Annotated in this window: 18 protein-coding genes and 1 pseudogene (1 of these 19 running past the window's edge); 9 read left to right on the forward strand and 10 right to left on the reverse strand. The window is 70.5% G+C overall.

Annotation, left to right across the window (positions count from 1 at the left end):
* A protein-coding gene (locus ACZ4WQ_RS36225) for an SDR family NAD(P)-dependent oxidoreductase (RefSeq protein WP_398375211.1) crosses the window boundary here: on the forward strand, positions 1-10,242 show its final stretch. Its footprint begins 19,458 nt before the window's first position; only the last 10,242 of its 29,700 coding nucleotides appear in the window; its start codon lies beyond the left edge, outside the window; it ends in the stop codon at positions 10,240-10,242.
* 104 nt (positions 10,243-10,346) lie between these two features.
* Here ACZ4WQ_RS36225 and ACZ4WQ_RS36230 read toward each other — a convergent pair whose 3' ends face one another.
* The 5 genes from ACZ4WQ_RS36230 to ACZ4WQ_RS36250 form a co-directional block, all read right to left on the reverse strand.
* Positions 10,347-10,832, reverse strand: coding sequence for an SRPBCC family protein (locus ACZ4WQ_RS36230; RefSeq protein ID WP_311723966.1), 486 nt, complete (start codon positions 10,830-10,832; stop codon positions 10,347-10,349).
* A complete protein-coding gene (locus ACZ4WQ_RS36235; RefSeq protein WP_398374979.1) occupies positions 10,829-11,203 on the reverse strand; it encodes an ArsR/SmtB family transcription factor in 375 nt (124 codons plus the stop codon). The genes ACZ4WQ_RS36230 and ACZ4WQ_RS36235 overlap by 4 nt, the downstream gene beginning before the upstream one ends.
* Before the next feature lie 49 nt (positions 11,204-11,252).
* Positions 11,253-11,984 carry a 2OG-Fe(II) oxygenase gene (locus ACZ4WQ_RS36240; protein ID WP_311723969.1) on the reverse strand — a complete coding sequence of 244 codons (732 nt, stop codon included), beginning with the start codon at positions 11,982-11,984 and terminating at the stop codon, positions 11,253-11,255.
* A 100-nt stretch (positions 11,985-12,084) separates the two neighbouring features.
* The gene (locus ACZ4WQ_RS36245; RefSeq protein ID WP_311723970.1) at positions 12,085-12,870 is read right to left on the reverse strand and encodes a 2OG-Fe(II) oxygenase; all 786 of its coding nucleotides are present in this window, start codon (positions 12,868-12,870) and stop codon (positions 12,085-12,087) included.
* A gap of 237 nt (positions 12,871-13,107) precedes the next feature.
* Positions 13,108-13,584: a nuclear transport factor 2 family protein gene (locus ACZ4WQ_RS36250; RefSeq protein WP_361187274.1), complete on the reverse strand. Its 477-nt coding sequence runs from the start codon at positions 13,582-13,584 to the stop codon at positions 13,108-13,110.
* Between the two features lie 115 nt (positions 13,585-13,699).
* On the opposite strand from ACZ4WQ_RS36250, the gene ACZ4WQ_RS36255 reads away from it, so the two are divergent.
* The gene (locus ACZ4WQ_RS36255; RefSeq protein ID WP_358847151.1) at positions 13,700-14,647 is read left to right on the forward strand and encodes an aldo/keto reductase; all 948 of its coding nucleotides are present in this window, start codon (positions 13,700-13,702) and stop codon (positions 14,645-14,647) included.
* A gap of 76 nt (positions 14,648-14,723) precedes the next feature.
* Here the strand turns inward: ACZ4WQ_RS36255 and ACZ4WQ_RS36260 are convergent, their stop codons facing one another.
* Positions 14,724-15,647 carry a GbsR/MarR family transcriptional regulator gene (locus ACZ4WQ_RS36260; RefSeq protein WP_468022747.1) on the reverse strand — a complete coding sequence of 308 codons (924 nt, stop codon included), beginning with the start codon at positions 15,645-15,647 and terminating at the stop codon, positions 14,724-14,726.
* Positions 15,648-15,837: 190 nt separating this feature from the next.
* Between ACZ4WQ_RS36260 and ACZ4WQ_RS36265 the strand changes: the two genes are divergently transcribed.
* The 4 genes and pseudogenes from ACZ4WQ_RS36265 to ACZ4WQ_RS36280 all read left to right on the forward strand — a co-directional run bounded on the left by ACZ4WQ_RS36265 (position 15,838) and on the right by ACZ4WQ_RS36280 (position 18,210).
* A complete protein-coding gene (locus tag ACZ4WQ_RS36265) occupies positions 15,838-16,086 on the forward strand; it encodes a hypothetical protein (protein WP_311723975.1) in 249 nt (82 codons plus the stop codon).
* Positions 16,083-17,459, forward strand: a complete 1,377-nt coding sequence (locus ACZ4WQ_RS36270) for a serine hydrolase domain-containing protein (RefSeq protein WP_398374985.1) — start codon at positions 16,083-16,085, stop codon at positions 17,457-17,459. The genes ACZ4WQ_RS36265 and ACZ4WQ_RS36270 overlap by 4 nt, the downstream gene beginning before the upstream one ends.
* Positions 17,460-17,496: 37 nt before the next feature.
* Positions 17,497-17,568: pseudogene (locus ACZ4WQ_RS36275) on the forward strand (VOC family protein); the annotation flags it as partial.
* Between the two features lie 213 nt (positions 17,569-17,781).
* Complete coding sequence (locus ACZ4WQ_RS36280) at positions 17,782-18,210, forward strand: hypothetical protein (protein WP_311724170.1); 429 nt, start codon at positions 17,782-17,784, stop codon at positions 18,208-18,210.
* A 44-nt stretch (positions 18,211-18,254) separates the two neighbouring features.
* On the opposite strand, the gene ACZ4WQ_RS36285 is transcribed toward ACZ4WQ_RS36280, so the two are convergent.
* From ACZ4WQ_RS36285 to otnK, 3 genes are all read right to left on the reverse strand, one after another.
* Complete coding sequence (locus tag ACZ4WQ_RS36285; protein ID WP_398374986.1) at positions 18,255-18,680, reverse strand: hypothetical protein; 426 nt, start codon at positions 18,678-18,680, stop codon at positions 18,255-18,257.
* Positions 18,681-18,791: 111 nt separating this feature from the next.
* Positions 18,792-19,436 carry a 3-oxo-tetronate 4-phosphate decarboxylase gene (gene otnC, locus ACZ4WQ_RS36290; protein WP_398374988.1) on the reverse strand — a complete coding sequence of 215 codons (645 nt, stop codon included), beginning with the start codon at positions 19,434-19,436 and terminating at the stop codon, positions 18,792-18,794.
* A 2-nt stretch (positions 19,437-19,438) separates the two neighbouring features.
* On the reverse strand, positions 19,439-20,695 hold the full coding sequence (gene otnK / locus ACZ4WQ_RS36295) for a 3-oxo-tetronate kinase (RefSeq protein WP_398375214.1): 1,257 nt from the start codon (positions 20,693-20,695) through the stop codon (positions 19,439-19,441).
* A 93-nt stretch (positions 20,696-20,788) separates the two neighbouring features.
* Between otnK and ACZ4WQ_RS36300 the strand changes: the two genes are divergently transcribed.
* Positions 20,789-21,274, forward strand: a complete 486-nt coding sequence (locus tag ACZ4WQ_RS36300) for a DMT family transporter (protein ID WP_398374990.1) — start codon at positions 20,789-20,791, stop codon at positions 21,272-21,274.
* Entirely contained in the window at positions 21,271-22,137 is an 867-nt protein-coding gene (locus ACZ4WQ_RS36305; protein ID WP_398374992.1) for a class I SAM-dependent methyltransferase, read from the forward strand. The genes ACZ4WQ_RS36300 and ACZ4WQ_RS36305 overlap by 4 nt, the downstream gene beginning before the upstream one ends.
* A 67-nt stretch (positions 22,138-22,204) precedes the next feature.
* On the opposite strand, the gene ACZ4WQ_RS36310 is transcribed toward ACZ4WQ_RS36305, so the two are convergent.
* A complete protein-coding gene (locus ACZ4WQ_RS36310; protein ID WP_398374993.1) occupies positions 22,205-23,293 on the reverse strand; it encodes a serine hydrolase domain-containing protein in 1,089 nt (362 codons plus the stop codon).
* 154 nt (positions 23,294-23,447) lie between these two features.
* Between ACZ4WQ_RS36310 and ACZ4WQ_RS36315 the strand changes: the two genes are divergently transcribed.
* Entirely contained in the window at positions 23,448-24,233 is a 786-nt protein-coding gene (locus tag ACZ4WQ_RS36315; protein WP_398374995.1) for a DUF6461 domain-containing protein, read from the forward strand.
* Positions 24,234-24,245 lie beyond the last annotated feature (12 nt).

Consider the following 24,245-nt stretch of genomic DNA (forward strand, 5'->3'; position numbering starts at 1 on the left):
TCGCTGGTGGCCATGCATCTGGCGGCGCAGGCATTGCGGGCGGGGGAGTGCTCGCTCGCGCTCGCCGGCGGCGTCACGGTGATGTCGACTCCTACCGCCTTTGTGGAGTTTTCGCGGCAGCGGGGGCTGTCGCCGGATGGTCGGTGCAAGGCGTTTTCGGATGCGGCTGATGGTGTGGGCTGGTCCGAGGGCGTGGGCGTGGTGGTGCTGGAGCGGCTGTCGGACGCACGGCGCAACGGGCACGAGGTGCTCGCGGTGGTGCGGGGCTCGGCGGTGAACCAGGACGGCGCGTCCAACGGCCTGACCGCGCCGAACGGTCCGTCGCAGCAGCGGGTGATCAGGCAGGCGCTGGCGAGTGGTGGGCTGTCTGTTTCGGATGTGGATGTGGTGGAGGGGCACGGTACGGGAACGAGGCTCGGGGACCCGATCGAGGCGCAGGCGCTGCTGGCGACGTACGGCCGGGACCGGGACGGGGATCGTCCGCTGTTGCTGGGCTCGGTGAAGTCGAACATCGGCCACACCCAGGCGGCGGCGGGTGTCGCGGGTGTGATCAAGATGGTGATGGCCATGCGGCACGGGGTGCTGCCGCAGACGCTGCATGTGGACGCCCCGTCGTCCGAGGTGGACTGGGAGGCGGGCGCGGTCGAACTGCTCACGCAGGCGGTGGAGTGGCCGGGGACCGGGCAGCGCCCGCGCCGCGCCGGCGTCTCGTCCTTCGGGATCAGCGGCACGAACGCCCACCTGATCGTCGAGCAGCCGGAACTTCCTGATGCGGTGGGAACCGTGCCTGAGGAGTCCTCTGAGGGCACCGGTCTGGTGCCGTGGGTGGTGTCGGGCGCGTCGGAGGCGGCGTTGCGTGCTCAGGCCAGGCAACTGCTGTCGCACGTGACGGCAGGTGCCGAGCTGGGGCTGCGGGATGTGGGTCTGTCGCTGGCGGCAGGCCGGTCGGCGTTCGACCAGCGGGCTGTGGTGCTGGGGGAGGACCAGGAGAGCCTGCTACGGGGTGTGGCGGCCCTGGCCGCGGGTGAGTCCGATGGGAGTGTGGTCGAGGGCTCGGTGGCTGATGGTGGGAGGACGGCGTTCCTGTTCGCGGGGCAGGGGGCGCAGCGGTTGGGGATGGGGCGTGAGCTGTATGAGCGCTTCCCGGTGTTCGCCGAGGCGTGGGACGAGGTGGTGTCGGCGCTGGACGTGGCGTTGGGGGATGTGGTCTGGGGCGAGGATGAAGTCGCGCTGAGCCGTACCGAGTTCACCCAGCCCGCCTTGTTCGCGGTTGAGGTGGCGTTGTTCCGGCTGCTGGAGTCCTGGGGGGTTGTTCCGGATTATCTGGTGGGGCATTCGGTCGGGGAGATTGCTGCTGCGTATGTGGCGGGGGTGTTTTCGCTGGCGGATGCGTGTGCGTTGGTAGTGGCCCGGGGTCGGTTGATGGAGGGGTTGCCTGAGGGTGGGGCGATGGTGGCGGTGCAGGCCGGCGAGGATGAGGTGGTGCCGCTGCTGTCAGATGAGGTGTCGATTGCCGCGGTCAACGGTCCTGGTTCGGTGGTGGTGTCCGGGGCGGAGCGGCAGGTGCTGGAGATCGCGGAGCGGTTCGCCGCGGAGGGGCGGAAGACGAGTCGGTTGCGGGTGTCGCATGCGTTCCATTCCCCATTGATGGATCCGATGCTGGACGAGTTCCGTACCGTGGCCGAGGGGTTGTCCTACCGGTCCCCGGCCATTCCGGTGGTCTCCAACCTGACGGGCGGCCTTGCGACGGAGGAGCAGCTGTGCTCCGCCGACTACTGGGTGGATCACGTCCGTCAGGCCGTGCGGTTCGCGGACGGGATACGGACCTTGGCCGACGACGGCGCCACCGTCTTTGTGGAGCTCGGGCCGGATGGGGTGCTCTCCGCCCTGGCGCGGGAGTCGGCGCCGGAGGAGTCGGTGCTGGTGCCGGTGTTGCGCAAGGACCGGGGGGAGGAGCGGTCGGCCCTGACCGCCCTGGCCCGGCTGCACGTCAACGGTGTGGAGGTGGACTGGTCCGCACTGTTCGCGGGCGCACGGCGAGTGGCCCTGCCCACCTACGCCTTCCAGCGCGAGAGGTTCTGGCCGACGGGTACGGCGAGCCGTGCGGGTGATGTGCGCGCGGCGGGCCTCGGGACGGCGGATCACCCGCTCCTGGGCGCCGCCGTCGAGCTCGCGGGGGCCGGAGGACATCTGTTCACGAGCCTTCTGTCGGCGCGGTCGCACCCGTGGCTGGCCGACCACCGCGTGATGGGCCGGTTGGTGGTGCCGGGGACGGCGCTGGTGGAGCTGGCGCTCCGGGCGGGTGACCAGGTCGGTTGCGACCGGGTGGAGGAACTCACCCTGGCGGCGCCGCTGGTGCTCGTCGAACAGGGCGCCACACAGCTCCAGCTGACCGTGGGCGAGCCGGATGAGACGGGCCGCCGCCGCCCGCTCAGCGTCCACTCCCGGCCCGAGGGCGCGGAGGACACACCGTGGTTGCGGCACGCCACCGGCACCCTCGCCACTTCCACCGCGACGCCGTCCGACGCGGAACCCGGCGACGCCGCGCCGGAAGCGGGGGTGTGGCCGCCGGCCGGGGCGGCGGCGCTGGACCTGGACGGCTTCTACGAGCGCCGGGCGGCCGAGGGCTTCGGCTACGGCCCGGTGTTCCAAGGCCTGCGAGCCGCCTGGCAGTCGGGCGAGGATCTCTTCGCCGAGGTGGAACTGCCGGAGCGCATGGAAACCGAAGCGGCCGCCTACGGGCTGCACCCCGCGCTCCTCGACGCCGCCCTGCACGTGGCCGTCCTGGCCGGCCCCGACACGGGCTCGAGTGCCGTGCCGTTCTCCTGGTCGGGAGTCTCGCTGCGGGCCGTGGGCGCCGCCTCGGTACGGGTGAGGTTGTCGCGCCGCGCGGACGGCGCCTTGTCGATCGCGCTCGCCGATCCGTCCGGTGCCCCGGTGGCCACCGTGGACTCCCTGGTGGTGGCCGAGCTCCCGGCCGAGCATGGGGAGGGCGGTGACGGTGTCCCGGACGTGGCGCGTACAGCGATGTTCCGCCTGGACTGGGCGCCGACCCCTGCGGCGGCCCCCGTCGACGAACGTATCGCGGTGGTCGGCCCGGACCCGTTGGGTCTGGCCGCACTGGTCGGGGAGGGCGGCGCTACGGTGGAATCGCACGCCGACCTCGCCTCCCTGGCGGCCGTGTCGGGGGACGTGGCACCGGGCGTCGTCCTGGTGCCCGTGGCCGACGCCGACTCCGGGCCGCCCGTGGTGGAACGCGTCCGGACCACGACGACCAGCGTGCTGGCACGCCTCGGGACCTGGCTGGCTGAGGAGCGGTGGGCAAATTCCCGGCTGGTGTTCGTCACTCGTGGCGCGACGACCGCCGACGACCTCGCCGCCGCGTCGGTGTGGGGCCTGGTGCGCTCGGCCCAGACCGAGCATCCCGGCCGGTTCGGCCTGATCGACCTCGACTCCACACCCGGCCCTACCACCGACGACCGTGCCGTCGACGGCGAGAGGACACCGGGATCGCTGTTGCTGGAGGCCCTCGCCTCCGCGGAGCCGCAACTGGCCGCACGCGACGGCGCGATCCGGGCGGGCCGGCTCGCCCGCGTCCCCGCACCCGGCGGGTCGGCCCTCGCGTGGGACAGCGACGGCACCGTACTCATCACCGGGGGCACGGGAGGACTGGGCCGACTGGTGGCCCGCCACCTGGTGTTCGAGTGCGGCGTACGCCATCTGGTGCTGGTCAGCCGCAGCGGCCCGGCGGCCGACGGCGCCGGGGAACTCGTTGCCGAGCTGACGGCTCACGGCGCGGATGTCACCTTGGAAGCGTGCGACACCGCCGACCGCGACCAGCTCGCACAGGTGTTGGCCGGGGTGCCCGAGGCGCATCCGCTGCGCGGCGTCGTCCATACGGCAGGTGTGCTCGACGACGGAGTGGTGGAGTCGCTGTCGCCCGAGCGGTTGGAGGCCGTACTGCGGCCGAAGGTGGACGCGGCCTGGCATCTGCATGAGCTGACCCGGGACATGGATCTCTCCGTCTTCGCCCTCTTCTCCTCGGTGGCAGGCGTGTTCGGCGCCGCGGGACAGGCCAACTACGCGGCGGGCAACGCCTTCCTGGACGCTCTGGCCGGACACCGCCGGGACGCCGGGCTGCGGGCGGTGTCGCTGGCCTGGGGCCCCTGGGAGCCGACCGGAGGGATGACCAGTGCGCTGAGCGAGGCCGACACGAGGCGGATGGCGCGCTCGGGCATGCGCGCGTTGTCGGCCGAACAGGGATTGGCGCTGTTCGACGCGGCCCTGGCGAGCGGCGAGGCCGCCGTTGTGCCCGTCCGGCTCGACCTGTCCGCGCTGCGCACCCAGGACGACGTCCCCTCGCTGCTGCGCGGACTCATCCGGGCCAAGGCCCGCCGTGCCGCCGTCACCGGCTCGGGGGCAGCCGCCTCGCTCATCCAGCGGTTGAGCACGCTGACCCATCGGGAAGAGCGGCGTGACGCCCTGCTGCGCCTGGTGCGCGGTCAGGTGGCGCTCGTCCTGGGCCACGCAGGAGTTGACTCCGTCGAGGCCGCTCGGTCGTTCCAGGATCTGGGCTTCGACTCGTTGACGGCTGTGGAGCTGCGCAACCGCCTCAACGCCGCGACCGGGCTCCGACTGCCCGCCACCCTCGTCTTCGACTACCCCAGGCCCACCACGCTCGCCGATCACCTCCTCGACGAACTGTTCGGAGCCGAAACCGAGGGCTCGGCACCGACGCACACCGTCCCTGCGGCATCCGATGACCCGGTGGTGGTCGTGGGGATGGCCTGCCGTTATCCGGGTGGGGTGCGTTCTCCGGAGGATCTGTGGCGGGTGGTGGTCGAGGGGGCGGATGTGGTGTCGGGCTTCCCGGCCGACCGGGGCTGGGATGTGGAGGGGTTGTACGATCCGGACCCGGACCACCTGGGCACTTCCTACACGCGGCAGGGTGGGTTCCTGCATGATGCGGGGGAATTCGATGCGGCGTTCTTCGGGTTGAGTCCGCGTGAGGCCATGGCGACGGATGCGCAGCAACGCCTGCTGCTGGAGGCGTCGTGGGAGGCGTTCGAGCGGGCCGGAATCGATCCGGTGTCGCTGCGGGGCAGCCGGACGGGCGTGTTCGCCGGGGTGATGTACAACGACTACGCCGATCTTCTCGATGGTGGCGAGTTCGAGGGCTATCAGGGGAATGGCAGCGCGGGGAGCATGGCATCGGGCCGCGTGTCCTACACCCTGGGTTTCGAGGGCCCGGCGCTCACGGTCGACACGGCATGTTCGTCGTCTTTGGTGGCGATGCATCTGGCGGGGCAGGCGTTGCGGTCGGGTGAGTGTTCGTTGGCGTTGGCGGGGGGTGTGACCGTGATGTCGACTCCTGCCGCGTTTGTGGAGTTTTCGCGGCAGCGGGGGCTGTCGCCGGATGGTCGGTGCAAGGCGTTTTCGGATGCGGCTGATGGTGTGGGCTGGTCCGAGGGTGTGGGTGTGGTGGTGTTGGAGCGGTTGTCGGACGCGCGTCGGAACGGGCACGAGGTGCTGGCGGTGGTGCGGGGTTCGGCGGTGAACCAGGACGGTGCGTCCAACGGCCTGACTGCACCGAATGGTCCGTCGCAGCAGCGGGTGATCAGGCAGGCGCTGGCGAGCGCGGGCCTGTCTGTGGTGGACGTGGACGCGGTGGAGGCGCACGGAACGGGCACAAGGCTGGGCGACCCGATTGAGGCGCAGGCGCTGCTGGCGACGTACGGCCGGGACCGGGACGTGGATCGTCCGCTGCTGTTGGGGTCGGTGAAGTCGAACATCGGTCATACGCAGGCGGCGGCGGGTGTGGCGGGTGTGATCAAGATGGTGATGGCCATGCGGCACGGGGTGCTGCCGCAGACCCTGCACGTGGAGGCTCCGTCGTCCGAGGTGGACTGGGAGGCGGGCGCGGTCGAACTGCTCACTCAGGCGGTGGAGTGGCCGTCGATGAACCGGGTGCGCCGGGCGGGCGTGTCCTCGTTCGGCATCAGCGGCACCAACGCCCATCTGATCGTCGAGCAGCCGGATCCCTCCGATGCGCTGAACAGTGTGCCTGCGGTGTCCTCTGAGGGCACCGGCGTGGTGCCGTGGGTGGTGTCGGGTGCGTCGGAGGCGGCGTTGCGAGCTCAGGCCGGACGGCTGCTGTCGCACGTGACGGCAGGCGCTGAGCTGGGGCTGCGGGATGTGGGTCTGTCGCTGGCGGCAGGCCGGTCGGCGTTTGAGTACCGGGCTGTGGTGCTGGGGGAGGGCCAGGAGAGCTTGGTGCGGGGTGTGTCGGCGCTGGCTTCAGGCGAGTCCGACGGGGGAGTGGTCGAGGGTTCGGTGGCTGATGGTGGCAGGACGGCGTTCCTGTTCGCGGGGCAGGGGGCGCAGCGGTTGGGGATGGGGCGTGAGCTGTATGAGCGCTTCCCGGTGTTCGCCGAGGCGTGGGACGAGGTGGCGGGGGAGCTGGACGTGGCGTTGGGGGATGTGGTCTGGGGCGAGGATGAAGTCGCGCTGAGTCGTACCGAGTTCACCCAGCCCGCCTTGTTCGCGATCGAGGTGGCGTTGTTCCGGCTGCTGGAGTCCTGGGGGGTTGTCCCGGACTACCTGGTGGGGCATTCGGTCGGGGAGATCGCGACGGCGCATGTGGCCGGCGTCTTGTCTCTTCGGGATGCGTGTGCGTTGGTGGTGGCGCGAGGAAGGCTGATGCAGGGCTTGCCTGAGGGCGGGGCCATGGTGGCGGTGCAGGCCGGCGAGGACGAGGTAGTGCCGCTGCTCTCCAACGAGGTGTCCATCGCGGCGGTCAACGGTCCTGGTTCGGTGGTGGTGTCCGGGGCGGAGCGGCAGGTGCTGGAGATCGCGGAGCGGTTCGCCGCGCAGGGGAGGAAGACGAGCCGGTTGCGGGTGTCGCATGCGTTCCATTCCCCGCTGATGGCCCCGATGCTGGACGACTTCCGTACCGTGGCCGAGGGGCTGTCCTACCGGCCTCCGGCGATTCCGGTGGTGTCCACGCTGACGGGTGAGCCCGCCAAGGGCGCGGATCTGTGCTCCGCCGACTACTGGGTCGAGCATGTGCGGGCGACGGTACGGTTCGCCGATGCCATCACGGTGTTGAACGAGGCGGGCGTACGCAGGTACCTCGAGCTCGGACCGGACGGGGCGCTGTCGGCCCTGGCGGCCGAAAGCATCACCGAGGAGCCCCTGCTGGTGCCGGTGCTGCGCAAGGACCGGGGGGAGGAGCGGTCCGCTCTGATGGCGATGGCGCGGATGTTCGTGCACGGTGCGGCGGTGGACTGGGCGGCCCTGTTCCCGGGTGCCCGCCGGGTGGATCTCCCCACGTACGCCTTCCAGCGCCGGCGGTTCTGGCCGACGGGTTTGTTGAACCGGGCCGGCGATGTGCGCGCGGCGGGCCTCGGCGTGGCGGACCACCCGCTGCTCGGAGCGTCCGTCGAGCTGGCCGACAGTCAGCGAGCGTTGTTCACCAGCCGCCTGTCGGCGGGTTCACATGCGTGGCTTGCCGATCATGTGGTGATGGGCCGGGTGGTGGTGCCGGGTACGGCGCTGCTGGAGCTCGCACTCCGGGCCGCGGACGAGGTCGGCTGTGACCGGGTGGAGGAGCTGACGCTGGCGGCGCCGCTCGTGTTGCCCGAACAGGGCGCCGTACAGCTCCAGCTCGCTGTTCGCGAGGCCGATGACACCGGCCGTCGCCCCGTCAGCGTCCACTCCCGGCCGGAAGGCATGGCGCAGGAGTGGACTCTGCACGCCAGTGGAGTGCTGGCGGTGGATGAGCGGGCGGCGCGGACGGAACCAATGGCGGTGTGGCCGCCGGAGGGTGCCCAGCACATCGAACTGAGCGGTTGTTATGACCGCTTCGCGGAGATCGGGTTTGACTACGGCCCGCTGTTCCAGGGGCTGCGAGCCGCCTGGCGGCGCGGCGATGAACTCTTCGCGGAAGTCGCCCTCCCCGAACGGGGCGAGGCCGACGCCGCGACTTACGGACTCCACCCGGCACTGCTCGACGCAGCCTTGCACACCGCCCTCCTCGCGGGGCTCGACAAGGAGCGCGGGGATGACGGGGACGGGGTGGCTGGTACGGACGCCAAGGCGAGCCTGCCCTTCAGCTGGGAGGGTGTCTCCCTGTTCGCGTCCGGCGCGTCGGCGCTGCGTGTCCGACTGTCCCCGGCGGGCGACAACGCCATGTCGATCACGCTGGCCGATGCGGCCGGCGGCCCGGTCGGCGCCATTGACTCGCTCGTCGTGCGGACGGTGTCCGCCGACCAGCTCGGCGCGGCGGACACGGGCGGCGCGGACGCGCTGTTCCGGCTGGACTGGACGCCATCGCCCACTGGCGCCGCCGCCGCAGCCGACGCCGCCCCCACGGCCGCGGCCGCTACGGCCGTGGTGCTGGGGGACCGGCACTCCTGGCTGGCCGAAGCGCTGCGGGCCGCCGGAACGCCGGTGGAGGTGCGTGCCGAGTTGGCGGCGGTCACATCGCCGCCGACGGGCGGCGGCGTACCGGAGGCCGTGCTGGTCCCGGTCGAGGACACCACTGCCGAGGACCCGGTGCCCTCGGCACACCGGGCGGTGTCCTGGGCCTTGTGCCTGGCGCAGTCGTGGCTCGAGGACGAGGACGCGGCCCACTCGCGCCTGGTGTTCGTCACCCGCGGGGCGACGACGGGTGACGACCTGGCCGCCGCGTCCGTATGGGGCCTGGTCCGCTCGGCGCAGACGGAGCACCCCGGCCGATTCGGCCTGGTGAACCTCGACGACACGGATGCCTCCGTCGCCGCGCTGCGACAGGCCGTCGCCTCGGGCGAGCCGCAGTCCGATGTCCGCGCCGGCACGATCGCCGTCCCGCGGCTGGTGCGTGCGTCCACCGCCGCGGCGGAACCGGACACCCCGGCCGTGGTCTGGGATCCCGAGGGTACGGTGCTGGTCACCGGCGGTATGGGCGGGCTGGGGCGCGAAGTGGCCCGCCATCTGGTGACGGAGCATGGCGTCCGGAATCTGATGCTGGTCGGCCGGAGCGGCCCGGACGCCAACGGTGCCGGCGAACTCGTCGCGGAGCTCGCCGGGTACGGGGCGGACGCCCGCGTGGTGGCCTGCGACGTCGCGGACCGCGGCGCTGTGGCGGACATGCTGGCGACGGTGGCGCCGGACCGCCCGGTGCGGGCGGTGGTGCATGCGGCGGGGGTGTTGGACGACGGCGTGCTGGAGTCCTTGTCACCGGAGCGTGTGGCCACCGTGCTGCGGCCCAAGGCCGACGCGGCATGGGTGCTGCACGAGGCGACGCGTGATCTGGACCTGACGGCGTTTGTCCTCTACTCGTCGGTGGCGGGCGTGTTCGGCGCCGCGGGACAGGCCAACTACGCGGCGGGCAACGCCTTCCTCGACGCGCTGGCCGAACACCGGCGCGCGGCCGGTCTGCCCGCGGTGTCGCTCGCCTGGGGTCCCTGGACCCGGACCGAAGGGATGACCGGCAAGCTGACCGAGGCAGACCTGGCACGTTTCGCGCGGTCGGGCATGCCTCCGCTGTCGATCGAGGAAGGGATGGGGCTTTTCGACGCGGCCCTGGCGACCGGGGTGGCGGCCGTCGTCCCGGTCCGGCTGGACCTCCCCGCCTGGCGCGCCCAGAGCGAGGTCCCCTCCATACTGCGCGGCCTGATCAGGGCGAGGCCCAGGCGAGCCGCCGGGGCCGGATCCGGAGCCGGCGTGGACACTCCGGCCTCGCTGGCCCAGCGGCTCACCGGCCTGAGCGACACCGAAAGGGCGGAAGCCGTCCGCGGAGTGGTCTGTGCGCGGGCCGCCGAGGTGCTGGGCCATGCGCGGGCCGACGCCATCGAGCCGTCCCGAGAGTTCAAGACCCTGGGCTTCGACTCGCTCACCGCCGTCGAACTGCGCAACCGTCTCAACGCCGCCACCGGGCTCCGGCTGCCCGCCACCCTGGTCTTCGACTACCCGACACCGGATGCGCTGGCCGACCACATTCGCCGGCAGCTGGTCCCGGAGGCTGCCGGGCCGGAGTCGATCCTGGCCGAGCTGGACCGCCTGGAGCAGGTCTTCGCGCAGGCGGCGGTCGATCCGGTCCTGCACGAGCGGGTGGCGGGGCGCCTGGAGGTGCTGCGCAGCAAATGGGGCGCCCTGCACGGTGACACGGACCAGAAGAAGGCCGACGACGAGTTCGACTTCGACGCGGCGAGCGACAGCGAGGTCTTCGAGATGCTGGACAACGAACTCGGGCTGTCCTGAACCCGGTGATCCTCTGCGCGTGCCAACCGCTGATGGCCGGAGCCCGGCCCGGGCGACGTACCGTGGGAGTCCCCCCGCGGTAGCCCGGGCCGGATCGGGCCAGGTCAGCCTTCGAGCAGCGCGTCCATCTGGCCGACCGCCTGCCGCAGGCCCTCGGACATGCCCATGTTCAGCAGCTGCTCCATCTGCTCCCGGGAGTCGTAGACCGAGTGCAACTCCATCCGGGTGCCGCCGTCGCGCTCGGTGAGCCGCATCCGCACCGTGGTGATCGGCATGTCGGCGGCCGGCTTGCCCTCCGAATCGGCGAAGCCATCGGTGAACTCCAGGGACGTCGGCGGGTTGACCGAGGTGATCCGCCACCAGCCGTGGTGCTTGTCGCCTTCCGGGCCGGTCATGAAGTAGGTGACGTCTCCGCCCGGCGTCAGATCGTGCTGCTCCATGGTGGCCGGGTGGGACGGCGGCCCCCACCAACGCTCCAGCTGCCGCGGATCGGCCCAAAGTTGCCACACCTGTTCGACCGGTGCGGTGAAGTCGGCGATCAGGGTGAGGGTCAGATTGTCCAAGTCCTTGTCCACACTGGTGACACTCATCTGTCTCGTCCTTTCGTCGGGGTGTTTTGTTCGGGGTCGGAGTCCTGCGCGAGCAGCCGGGCCATCCGGTCCACCCGTCCGCGCCAGGCCATCTCGAGTTCGTCGAGCACCTGCCGCGCGCGAACGATGGCCTCGGGGTCGGTCCGCACGAGCTGCTCACGCCCGCGACGCTGCTTGGTGACCAGGCCGGCCCGCTCCAGCACGGCGACATGTTTCTGCACCGCGGCGAAACTCATCGGGTAGACCTCGGCCAGCCGCGACACCGACAGCTCACCCCGCACACAGCGGTGGAGGATGCTGCGGCGGGTGGCGTCGGCCAGCGCATGGAACAGGCGGTCCACTGCCTCATCGCTCAAGTCATCTACAACCATTTGGTTGTACGTTAGCAGTGTTGCCCGCCCGCCGCAAAGGAACCCGGGCTTATGCCGCGTCGTGGAAGACGAGGCCGAGGGTGTGCCGACGACCGGAGCGGACAGTGCTCACACCGTGCCGCATCGGCCCGTTGGCCCAGCCCCGCTTGGTGGCGACCGGCCGGTCGCGCGTCGTGAAGACCAGCCCGTGTCCCTGGAGCAGGGTGGTGGACGACCCCCGCGACTGGGCGCGGGGCCGCTGCTCGGTCATCAGGAACTCCCCGCCGGTGAAATCCACTCCCGGCGCATCCAGGCCGATGACCGCCTGGAGCGGGAAGAGCATCTCGCCGAACACGTCCCGGTGCAGTGCGTTCCAGTCCCCGGGGCCGTACCGCAGCAGGATCTGCGCGGACCTGGACTGCCCGGCCTCGTGGCACCTGGCCACCCACTCCTGAAGCGTGTCCGGCCACGGGGCGGGACGGCCGAGCTTGGCCGCCCAGTCGCGGGCGATGGGGAGCAGACGGGGGTAGAACGCCTCGCGCAGTTCCCGCACGGCCTGGGGCAGGTCGTGGGTGAAATAGCGATACTGGCCGGAGCCGAAGCGATGACGGGCCATGTCGACGGTCGTACGGAAGTGGCCGGGCTCGTCGTACAGCGCCGCGATCTCACGACACTCGGCGACGGTGAGAAGCCGGCCGGTCAGGGCGCTGCCGTACTCGCCCAGCTCGTCGGCCAGGGCCGCCCAGTCGCACTGGGCGAGCCTGTCGACGACGGGGCCCGCGACTCGGGTTGTCTGGCTCATGGTGAGGGTCCTTGGATCGTCGGTGCTGCCGCCGCGGGGGCGCAGTTCCGGCCGACGGCGGTGTCTCAGCGGTGTGCCGTGCGCAGGCACGGCCAGGGGATCAGCGGGCGTTGTGGAAGATGATGCCGAGGGTGTTGCGGTGTCCGGTCTCGACGGCGTTGGTGCCGTGGCGCATGGGGTGGCGGCGGTAGCCGCTCTTGCCGTGGACCGGGCGGTGCCGCACGGGGAAGATCATTCCCTGGCCGAGCCGGGGCTTGACGACGATCGCCCGGGACTGGAACCGGGGCCGTTGTTCGACGAAGACGTTCTCGCCGCCGGTGAAGTCCTCGGCGGGCTGGTTGAGCATGATGGCGATCTGTAGTGGGAAGACGATGTCGCCGTAGATGTCCTGGTGCAGGCAGGCGTAGTCGCCGGGGCCGTACCGCAGGAGCAGCGGGGTGGAGCGGTGCTGCCCGTTGTCCGCACACTCGGCCAGCAGCTCTTCCAGCGAGGTGGGGAAGGTGCGCTCGTTCAACTGCGGAGCCCACCGGTTGGCCATCCACGCCATCGGCGGATACAGCCGCTCGCGCAGGGTCTGGACCAGCGGGACGGTGGCCGGGTCGGCGTAGTACTTGTAGGTGCCGCGGCCGAACTGGTACCGCTGCATGACGACGGTGGAGCGGAACAGTCCGGGCTCGTCGAACGTGTCGATGATCTCCTGACACTGAGCGCGCGAGAGAAGCGGCGCGGTGACGGCCACGCCCTCCTCGTTCAGCCGCGCATACAGCTCGTCCCAGTCGAGCTCGCTGAGCGCTTCGAGGCCCGGGGTGGGAAGGACACGCGGTGCCGTACCGGCCGATAGGACAGGGGAGAACAGGGTGTCGGCGGTGAGAGCGGGCTGATTCATGGAGGTCTTTCCTGGGCCGGCGCGGTTTGCAGGGACGACGGGGTTGATCGGGAGGGACCCGCGCATCCGGCGATCGCCTCGATGCAGGCCACCCCTGGTTCGTATCCGAGCATCGCGTCCGTTCCGACCGGATGCTGGCGGCATTCGGACATCACGTTCCCGGGGCGACGGGGACCTCGCCGTCCCGCTCCGGAAGTACGGGCCGGTCGGAGGCTCCCTGTGGCGTGTTTGTGGGTCCTACCGCTGTTCGGCGTTCGGGCGCAGGTGGCGGCTCACATCGCCGACGAGGGTGATGCGGACTCTTCGCTCCACGAAGCGCCATTGCCCGCCACGGCGCTCGAATCGGTCGTGGTACCGGCCGCCGGCGATGGGTTGGAGAGGGAGATCGGGCAGTGCCTGGAACACGGTCACATACGAACGCGAGACCGCCGTGTTCGCCTGTTCGTCCACCTCGATGGCGACATTCGTCGTGACATGCTGGGTCCGCGGAGTGCCGTCGGCGTAGACGATCACGGTGTCCTGGAACATCTTCTCGATCGCTTCGCGGCCGCTCACCGGTGCGCCGCTTCCTGTGAATGTGGCGTCGTCGAGGAGGAAGCCGAGCCCCGTGAAATCCCCGTCGTCCACGAGCTCGGCGTAACGTGCGATCAGGTTCTCGATGGCCCGGTGGCTCGACGCAGGATCGGCGTGGACGCGGGCGGATGATGCGGACACGGTCTGCCTCCAGGGAAGACGAGCTGGGATCGGCTTGCTTTCGAGTGCACTTCAATTGCCAGGATGGCCGACGCGCACCGTGAGTCTTCGTACTTCGCCAGGGAAGGACCGAACAATGCCGGTTGTGGACTTCGCGTTAGGAACGATGGGATTCGGCACCAAGGTGGACGCTGCCACGTCGCTGGACCTGCTCGACCGGTTCGCGGACGCCGGTGGGACGATCGTCGACACGGCCAACTGCTATGCCTTCTGGTCCGACCCGAGCAGTCGCGGCGGGCAGAGCGAGGAGGTCATCGGACGATGGCTGGCCCGCCGCGGCGGGCGGCGCGACCAGGTGTACCTCAGCACCAAGGCGGGCGCCCAGCCCGTCGGCCCCGGCGACTGGCCGGCCAACCGCGAGGGCCTGTCGGCGTCGGCGATCAAGGCCGCTGTCGAGGGCAGCCTGCGCCGGATGGGCACCGACCGGATCGATCTGTACTGGGCCCACATGGAGGACCGCACGGTCCCTCTGGCGGAGTCCGCCGAGGCGTTCGGCGCACTGGTCGCCACGGGCGCGGTAGGGCGGCTGGGCTGCTCCAACCACCCGGTGTGGCGGGTGGAGCGGGCACGCCGGATCGCCAAGGACAACGGATGGGCCGGGTACACCGCGCTCCAGCTGCGGCACTCGTATCTCCAACCACACCCCGGCGTGCCGGTGCCCGACCAGGGCCACCGGTTCGGCTGGGTCACCGAAGAGGTCATCGACTATGTCGACAGCGAACCGGACGTGTCCCTGTGGGTGTACACCGCCCTGTTGAACGGCTTCTACACCCGCCCGGACCGCCCGCTCGCCGATGCCTATGACCACCCCAACACCTCCCGTCGGCTGGCGGCCCTGGACAAGGTGGCCGGAGAACTCGGAGTGAGCCGGAATCAGGTTGTCCTGGCCTGGCTGATCGGCGGCAAGCCGGCCGCCGTTCCGATCGTCGGCGTCAGCACCCCGGAGCAGCTCGACGAGGCACTCGCCGGAGCCCGGCTGCGGCTGCCCGCCGAACATCGCCGCCTCCTCGACGAGACCGTCTGACGTCTGGACACAGGAGAAGTCCCCGTCGGTCGCTGTCTGTTCACCGCCCAGATGCGTGGAGGCGCCGGCGCGACACTTACTGGTGGAGTGCTTTGCATTGCGCCGGGCTGAGGCGGTCCGGTCTCGTGATGAGGGTGTACGTCCGGGGTCCGACGGTCCTCAGGGCGAGGGGATCGGCGATGGCCGGTTGCCGTCGGATCGCGTCCAGGGCGGCGGTGGCGCGGCCTTCGGGCCAGCCGAGCGCGGTGGCCAGCGTGCCCAGGGTGAGCGGTCGGCCGGCATGCACGAGGGCGGCGAGCACGGTCAGCGCGTCGTACACGGCGCTCTCGGTGAGGGTGCTGCCGCTCATCTGCTCGCTGAGCCAGGCGAAGAACTGACCCATCGCGCCGAGTCGGGTGCCGGCGGTCGTGTCGGCGCCGAAGATCTCGATGCCTCGCCGTGCGGCGGTTGCGATCTTGGAGTGTGCGCCGGTGTCGGCCTGCCACGCCCGGAGCCAGGTGTCGTCATCGATGACGTACCGTTCGCGGCGCCCGCCGGGATTCGGATGGCGCGCCACCAGTTCCATGGCTTCGAGGTAGCCGATGGAATTGGACACCGACGCAGGACTGACCTGTAGCCGGCGCACCAGGTCGGCTGCCGTCAGGCCGTCGGCGTCAGCGGTGAGCAGGCAGACGAACACCCGGGAGGTCATCCGGGGAAGGCCGGTCGCGGCCAGCAGCGTCGCGAACTGCTCTACGAAGCCGCGCACCACGTCGGCCGGCCGCTCATCGGCCGTCGGCTCGGCGGGTCGGGCCGGCTTGCGCCTGCGTGCACGGTCGCCGGAAACCCGCTGCGCGTGGTCGGCGACATAGTCGCCGGGTGCGCTGTTGCGTGCGACCTCGCGACTGATCGTGGACGTCGATCGGCCTAGCCGTCGGCCGATCTCGGCGTACCCGAGCCCTTCGGCCAGCCACGCCGCGATCCTCCGGCGATCCTCGTGGGTCAGCCTGCCTCCTGGCACCGATGCAACTCCTCTCTTGCTTTCAGTAACAGTACATTGCAACGACTCGATTGCGTGAATTGCATTCATTCGCATATCTGCTGCAACGATTCTGATTTAACAGGCACTTGTGTTCTCATTTTGTTGACGCAAGTTGAAACGCAACGTAGCTTTTCCTCACCTGGAAAGAGAGGGGCCAATGGTGTACGTGATGGTCGTGTCGACAGTCTCGGACGACGGCAAATTCTGGAGCGAGCTGAAGAAGGCACACGCCGGACTCCCCAAGGGCGCCACGTGGAAGCTGGCGGTCGCGAGCAAGGACGGGGCCCAGGCGGTGAACATCATCACCCACGACTCCGTCGACGGTGTTCGGGACTTCTTCGAGGCATACGTCGGCCCCTACGCCACGACGGAGTACTGCGAAGCGGACGCCGCGAACGCGGTCGGTCTTCCGCGATGACGCTCGACGTACCGCGGATCCGGGCCCGTGTCGCCGAACTCCTGGCGGAGTACGCGATCCCGAGCGCCGCGATCGGCGTGCTCCAGGACGGAGAGCTCACCGAACTCGCGGTCGGCGTCAAGAACGTGGAAACGCGGGAACCCGCGACCACGGACACCGTCTACCAATGTGGCTCCATGACCAAGACGTGGACCGCACTGGCCTTCATGCAACTCGTCGACGAGGGGAAAGTCGACCTCGACGAGCCGGTGCGAACCTACCTGCCCGGCTTCGCGGTGGCCGATCCCGAGGCAAGCGCGAAAGTCACCCCTCGTCACCTGCTCTACCACACCAACGGTATCGAGGAAGCCTACGGCGACCCTGGCGAAGGCGACGATGTCTGCGCGCGCATGGTCGAGAACATCGCCGACGCACCCCAGGTCTTTCCACTGGGCCACACCCACGGTTACAGCGCGGTGCTGGGTTACGCGATTCTCGCGCGGATCCTGGAGGTGCACGACGGTGCATGCTGGGACGACATCATGCAACACCGCCTCTTCGAACCCATGGGCCTGACCAGCACGAACAGCCGGCACGAGCAGGTGGACGAAGCCCGGGCCGCGACCGGGCACCTGATCCGTTCGCTGGACGAGGGCCCCATCGTCACACCGGTGCGCTACCTGCCACGCGCATTCGGCCCCGGCGGAAACATCACCTCGACCTCCCGGGAGGTGCTCGCCATGGCGCACCTCCTCCTCAACGACGGCACGGCGCCAAGTGGAAAGCGCATCGTCTCGGCCGAGAGTGTTCGAGAGATGCTGCGTTCGCGGGTGCCCGTACCGGATCCCCACATGTTCGGGCCGGCATGGGCACTCGGCCTCATCGTGTGTGACTGGCACGGCGAAACCGTCTACGCGACCGACGGCAGCACGATCGGCCAGAACGCCCGGCTCCGGCTCCTGCCGGACGCGAACACCGCCATTACGATGCTGACCAACGGCGGACCGCGGGAGAGCTTTTACCGCAAGGTGTTCAACGAAATCCTGACCGACCTCGGCGCGGTCACCATCCCGGACCTGCCGGCACCGGACGCGACGCTGAACCTCGACCTGTCCAGGTACGAAGGTGTCTACGGGCGACCCGGCGCACGGTACGAGGTGTCAGCCGAAAGCGGAAAGCTGTACCTGACCCTGGTCCTCGATCCGATGCAGGCAGAGTTCCTCCAGAAGCCGGACCGCATCAGATATGAGCTGCTCCCGGTGAGCGAGACCCATTTCCTGATGCCGTCGACCGATCCGTTGGAGGACACCCAGACGGTCGCGATCTACGACTTCACGAACGGCACTGCCCAGTACCTCCATACCAACTGCCGGGTGAACCCGAGGCAAAGATGACCATGCAGTCATCGGCGCCGCCGCGCCCATCGCGATCATGGGCACGGTCACCACCGCGGTTCTGGATGACACCTGCGGCAACCTGATTCAGATCGTGCACAGCAAGTAAGGCCGATCAGCGTGCCGCCGTGGCGTGGCGGCGGGTCCACTCCGACGCCGATGTCTCCTGGCGCTCCCATGCCCGGTGTCCCGCGCCTGTGCCCGGGCGCGGGAGGATTGGTGTTGAGCAACCACGTCGAGAGCGGAGGAATCAGTGGATGGAAGTGAGGGCGACGCCGCCTCGAACCCCATCGGGTTCCAGCCGGCCACCGGCGCGGACGATATGGCCGGCGGCAGTGCCCGGGACCGTGAAGCTGCGGTCCGGGTCGCGTTCGAAGGGCTGTTGCAGATCCGTCGGCTGATGAACGCCGACATCCCGAGCCCGGATCGGGTTCCTGCCGAATGGGAAAGGCGCCAGCCGGTCCGCGCGGTGGCTCTCGCCCTGGAGGCCGCGGGCATCCCGGCGTCCGCGGTCGATTCGGATGGGCACCGGATCGCGACTGGATACTGCGTTGGTCCCGCCGACCAGGTCGGCGTCGTGAGAGTGGAGTGGCTGGGTCCGCCAGGAAGCGGTGCCGCGTACGCGGCGCAGGATGAGTTGAGACGCTGCGCGGCCGTGCTGCGCCGCCTGGGCTGGGAGGCCTTGGAATACCGCGGGCCACGCGGTCGCCGCTACCTCGAAGTCGAACCCGCCGCTGGACCAGCCGGCTGAGGAACGGCGGCCGGAGCGAGGGCTGGTGACGACGCCCGGGCAGGTCAGGAGGCGGCTCCGATACGCGGCGACGCCTTCCGCACCGACAACCAGCAGGAGACGGAGAGGATCAGCAGCAGTCCCTCCACAGCGAGGCTGAGCAGCCCCAGGGGCTCGGTCCAGTTGCCGATGTCGCTGCTGTAGTCGGGGAGGCCGGGCCCGCGCGAGAGCAGATACCCCAGGATGGGGCCCGCGGCGACTCCCACCGCGAGGAACCACCCCAGCCTGACGGCGCGGGTCAGTAGAAGGACCGCCGTCAGCACACCGGCCGTCTCCAGGACGTAGTAAAGGACCGCCACGTACTTCGGGGCCTTGGACCCGGGAAACCCGCCCTGATCGGTCACGTGGATGACGGCCACCGCCAGACACAGCAGCGCCCCCGCCAGCCTGGCGGGCCAGGCGCGACCGAGCGGGCGGGCGCTGTTCCGCATCGTGATGTCCTTCGCGGCTGGGCGGCGGTGAGGGTCGTATGGGTACCCCGGGCGGGCGCGCCTATCACCGACCGCGGCCGCTGTGGCCCGGATGCACCAGAACTTCCCTCGTCAGGATGGATTGGGCGCGAGGGCGGCAGCCTGCTCGGGGGTGAGGGGACGGGTGGCGTGTCCCTGGAGGAGAAGGTGCAGTTTGGCGGTTTCCTCGAGTTCCTCGATCGCGTCGGCGGCCTTCTCCAGGGTGGCATCGGCGATGACGGGACCGTGGTTGGCGAGGAGGATCGCGTGGTGGCCGCGGGCGGTCCGCTCGGCGAGTGGCTCCAGGCTGCTGTCGCCGGGGGCATGGTAGAGCAGCAGCGGCAGGGTGCCCACGCGCATGGCGTAGTACGCGGTCAGCGAGGGCAGGGCGTTGGCGGGATCGACGCCGTCGAGACAGGAGACAGCGGTGGCATGGGTGGAGTGCAGGTGAACCACCGCGTGGGCGGAGGGCCGGGCCCGGTAGAAGGCGGCGTGCAGGAACGCCTCCTTCGTCGGCCGCGGCCCGTCGAGGTGGCGTCCGGTGAGATCGGTGAGGGACAGCTCGGCTTCTTCGACGGTGCCGAGGCTGGATCCGGTGGGGGTGAGCAGAAGGCTGCCGCCCGCGAGACGGACGGACAGGTTGCCGGTGGAACCGTGGGTCAGGCCGCGCGTGAACAGGGAGCGGGCGGTGCGCACGAGCAGCGCGCGGGCGGCCTTCTCGTCGTCGTAGGGGGTCATGTCTACTCCTTGCCGGTGGTGCTGAGGGCGCGGGTGAACAGGTCCGGGGCGCCGAAGTTGCCGGACTTGAGCATGAGGGCCAGATCGCCGGCCTTGGTCGTGGCGTAGGTCCACGGCACTCCGGGATCGGCTTCATCGCCGACCAGAACCGCGCGGATGCCCAGGGCCGTGGTGACGGCGCCGGAGGTTTCCCCGCCCGCGACCAGAAGGCGTCGTACGCCGCGTTCGACGAGGTGGGAAGCGAGGGCGCCGAGGAGCTCCTCGACCTGGGCGGCGGCTTCGGTGACGCCCAACTGGGCCTGGACCGCGGCGAGTTCCTCGGGCGAGGCCGAGGCGTAGATCAGGACGGGCAGGTTCGGGTCCTGGGTGTCGTACCAGTCGAGGGCCTCGCCGGTGACGTCGCGGCCGGTTGCGGCGGCGAGGATGTCGAGGTGGAGGGAGGGCAGCCCGGCGGCGTAGAACTGGGCGATCTGTTCCAGGGTGCGGGCGGAGCAGCTGCCTGCCAGCACCGCGGCGCGGCCCTGGCGCGGCACGGGGTCGCCGGTGGCGGGGCCGGCGGCAGGGTAGGCCTGGCCGAGTCCTTCAGCCAGCCCGGCGGCGCCCGCGACGAGGGGCTGCTCGAGGGCGGCGGCGCCGAGGACGGAGAGGTCGTCGTCGGTGAGGGCGTCAGCGATGATGTGCCGGGCGCCGGCCCGCTGGTGTTCGGCGAGGGCGTCGCGGACGGCGTCGACCCCGCGGCGCACGGTCGGCCAGTCGATCAGGGCGACGCGGTGAGGGGTCTGCGCGGACAGCAGGCGCACCAGCGCGGAGTCCGTCATGGGGTTGAGGGGGTGGTGGCGCAGGGGCGAGTCGGGCAGCAGCTGGTCGTGCACGAAGAGATGACCCTGGTAGACGGTTCGGCCGTTGGGCGGGGACGCCGGGCAGTGCAGCGTGGCGGTGGCCCCGGCGGCGTGCATGAGGGCGTCGGCGACCGGGCCGATGTTGCCCTGAGGCGTGGAGTCGAAGGTGGAGCAGTACTTGAAGTAGATCTGCGCCGCACCCATGGTCCACAACCAGCGCTGGGCGGCTACGGAGCCGGCGACGGCCTCATCGGCGGGGACGGAGCGGGACTTGAGGGCGACGACGGCGGCGTCGCAGCCGGCGGGCAGCGCCGTGGTGGCGTCCGGGACGCAGAAGACCAGAGCGGTGCGCAGGCCGGCACGCCGGAAGGCGGCGGCGACATCGGTGCCGCCGGTGAAATCGTCGGCTATGCAGCCGATGCTGGTCTCTCCTCGGGCGTGCGGGTGGAGTGCGGGCTCCGGGGCGGGCGGCGGGCTTGGGGGCTGGTGTTGGCAGCCGCAGCCTGCTACCCGGTGGGTGCCCTGCTGATGCACCGGCTCTTCCGCGACGTACCGCCCCTGACCGTCACCGCCGGCATGCTGGCGACGGCCTCCGTCCCGCTGCTGGCGGTGGTCGCCGCCACGGAACCGGCTCCCCAGGTCACCGCCCGGGTCCTGCTCGCGGTCATCGGCCTGGGCACGGCCTGCACCGCGGGCGGCTTCACCGCGTTCTTCGCCCTGGTCAGCGCCGAGGGTCCGGCGCGTGCCGCGTTCATCACCTACGTGGCCCCGGTCGTCGCGGTCTCGGCAGGCGTGCTCGTGCTCTCCGAACCCGTGACCGCACGCACGGTCGTCGGTACATTGCTGGTTCTGGCCGGCGCAGGACTGGCCGCCCGCCGACCCTCAGCGACCAGCACTGCCCGACTGACAATGTCCCCTCCGTCCGCGACCCCGGCGGGCGTCTGTGGAGGCTCCAGGCTCCCGTCGGGAACCGAACGGAACGAGAAGGGAGCGCCATGACAGGCGAGCAGGCCGAGCAGGCCGAGGCGCCGGACAGCACGGCGGTACGGGTCGCCCTCTGGCGGGCGATGCACGTCCAGGTCGACCCACCACCCCACGTACTCGAGGACGACATCGGCCGACAGCTGGCGGCCCCCGACGATGACTGGCGCCGCCGCCCCGACATGGACCCGCACGCCACCAGCGGGTTCCGGGCGGCCATCGTGGCCCGCGCTCGCTACATCGAGGACCTGGTCGCCGAGCAGGCCGACCGCGGTGTAGCTCAGTACGTCATCCTGGGAGCCGGCCTGGACACCTTCGCCCAGCGCAGACCCGAGATCGCCTCCCGGCTGCGGGTGTTCGAGGTCGACCAGCCCGGCCCCCAGGCGTGGAAGCGCCACCGCCTGGTCGAACTCGGCTACGGCGTCCCCGACTGGCTGCACCTGGTGCCGGTCGACTTCGAGGCCGGCGGGTCCTGGCTGGAGCAGCTGGCCGCCGTCGGCTTCGATCCCGGCCGGCCGGCGCTCATCGTCTCCACCGGTGTCACCATGTACCTCACCAAAGACGCCACCGCGGCCACCCTGCGTCAGATCGCGGGGCTCGCCCCCGGCTCGATGCTCGCCATGACCTTCATGTTGCCGACCGAACTTGTCGTCGACGCCGACCGCCCCGGCCTCCGGGCGAGCCAGGAAGGCGCGCGAGCGTCCGGTACGCCGTTCATCAGCTTCTACGCCCCGCAGGAAATGCTGACACTGGCCCGCGAGGCCGGCTTCACAGACGTCCGACACGTATCGGGAGCTCAGCTCGCCGAGCGCTACTTCGCCGATCGCGCCGACGGCCTTCGCCCGTCGAGTGGAGAGGACCTGCTGGTGGCCACCACCTGACCCCCGCCACGTGCGGCGTGGGCAGCCCCTCGGGTCGGCCGAGGGTGCCGGACCGTGGAAGACAAGCTCAGGTGATGGGGCCGTCGGGCCTGACCGCCTCGGACACGGTCGCGAGGAGGGTCTCGACTTCGGCGCCCCAGCGGGAGCTGATCACCAAGTCGCGGGCGGGGTCGACCCACATCAGGTGTCCGCCGCCGTTGCCGCGGGCGCAGCGCCCGGTCGACGGAGCGGAGGGCCACACCGTGCGGTCGTCGTTGAGCCACCAGGACAGGCCGTAGTTGGGCTTGACCCGGCACGGTGTCCACATCTGCTCGATCCAGCGAGTGGACACAACCTGTGTGCTGCCCCATCGGCCGCCTCGCAGACACAGGTGTCCGATCCGGGCCAGGTCGAGCGCGCTGATCCACAGCCCGCCGCCCCAGTGGGCACCGCCCGAGACCACCGGCAGCCGGGCGCCGTCGAGGTCCAGGAAGGAGTTGGCATAGCCGTGCCAGGACCAGGACGGCGACGCGCCGATCGGGGCCATGACGCGGTCTCGCAGAACCTCCGGCACAGCGCGGCGGAACAGGGCGGTGAGGGCCAACGCGGTCAGGTTCACCCGGACGTCGTTGTACGCCCACCCCTCCCCGGGTGGACCGCCGGCCGACTCGGTGCCCTCCCTCCTGCTCTGCGCATCGACCGACGTGGGCTTTCCCCACAGCCGGCCCTCCCACTGGCTTGTCTGGTCGAGCAAGTGGCGCCAGCTGACCGCACGCCCATGGGCGTCTGCGAACTGCTCCAGCCCGACACGGGCGGACACCGGCTCGTCGAGGTCCAGCAGGCCGTCGTCATGGGCGACGCCGGCCACCAGAGACAGCACACTCTTCGTCGCGCTGTACGCCATCTCCACGCGCGCCGGATCACCCCAGGACGCGATCACCGTGCCACGCCGGACGACGACACCACTCGCGCCCCGGCCATCCAGCAGCGGGCCGATGACCTCCCGGTGGGAGTCATCGGATACCTGGGCGGCGAGATACGACGCCATGTCCTCGATGCCCGGCACCGGACGCTCGGCCTGCTGCCGGGCAGCCTCCGCCAAGGCCGTCGCGTCCACACCCTCCCAGGGGTCCCCGACAGCAACCTGCTCGTCCAGGACCGTCACCTCGTCCCTCATCGCCGGCCTCCCCAATGCTGTTCCCTGCGAAGCCTGTCAGCCCTGGGGCGTGAGGGCCAGCAGGTGTCACAGTATGAGCGGGAAGGGGTGTCAGTGGAGCCCCCTAGGGTTGCCGTGGGCAACGCGCGTGCAATGCCTACGAGTTGGAGGGGACATGGGCGACGGTATTCGGTGGCTGGCGGATGGGGACGCGCTGACGGGCTCGATGACGGGTGTGGTCTTTGCCCGCGAGATCGACGCGGAGGAGCTGGCGGTACGGATGGGAGGGGCGCCCGGGCCGGGAACGGAGCCGATCACCGGTGCCGAAGTGGTGGAGCTGGACATGGAGATCTACCGGCCCGACGGGAGAGGCGACGGAGTTGTCCGGGTCGGCGAGCACGCCGGTTGGGCGTTCGCGATCGAGTACGGTGATTCCACCGGGGGCCAACGCCTGGAAGAGATCTCCCGCGAGGGAGCGGAGGCCATTCACTATGTGCCGGTCGGGGAACATCCTCCCGCCACCTTCTTCTACGCACGCGATGGCCGCTCCATGTGCGGCTTCGGACTGTGCGAGGAGGCCATCCGCTGGGGCGAGGAGCCCGACCTGTTGTTGCCCGACCTCGTCGCCGCTGGGATTCTGCGCCCCGACGGGAAAACACACTGTGCTCCCGAGGAGGAGGACGAGGACGAGGACGACGACCAGGACTACGCGGCCCTTCGCGGCCGCACTCTCGCCGTCGTCGAAAAGCGCTTCGGGCTCTCCCTGCCCCCGGTGTTCCTCACCGAGGCCCGACTCCCCGCGTACGCGGTCCGTGGCACGCCGGACATGACCACCGAAGACCCTGACTTCGATGCCGTGTGTGCCTGGGCCACCGTCAATGGCTATCCACTCCCAAGCGGTCGGCTGCGCCTGATACCAGGCCTCCTGCGACGGGCCTACCAGCACGCCATCAGTCACTGACGGGCGACGACG

Source organism: Streptomyces sp. NPDC028305, assembly GCF_055569495.1.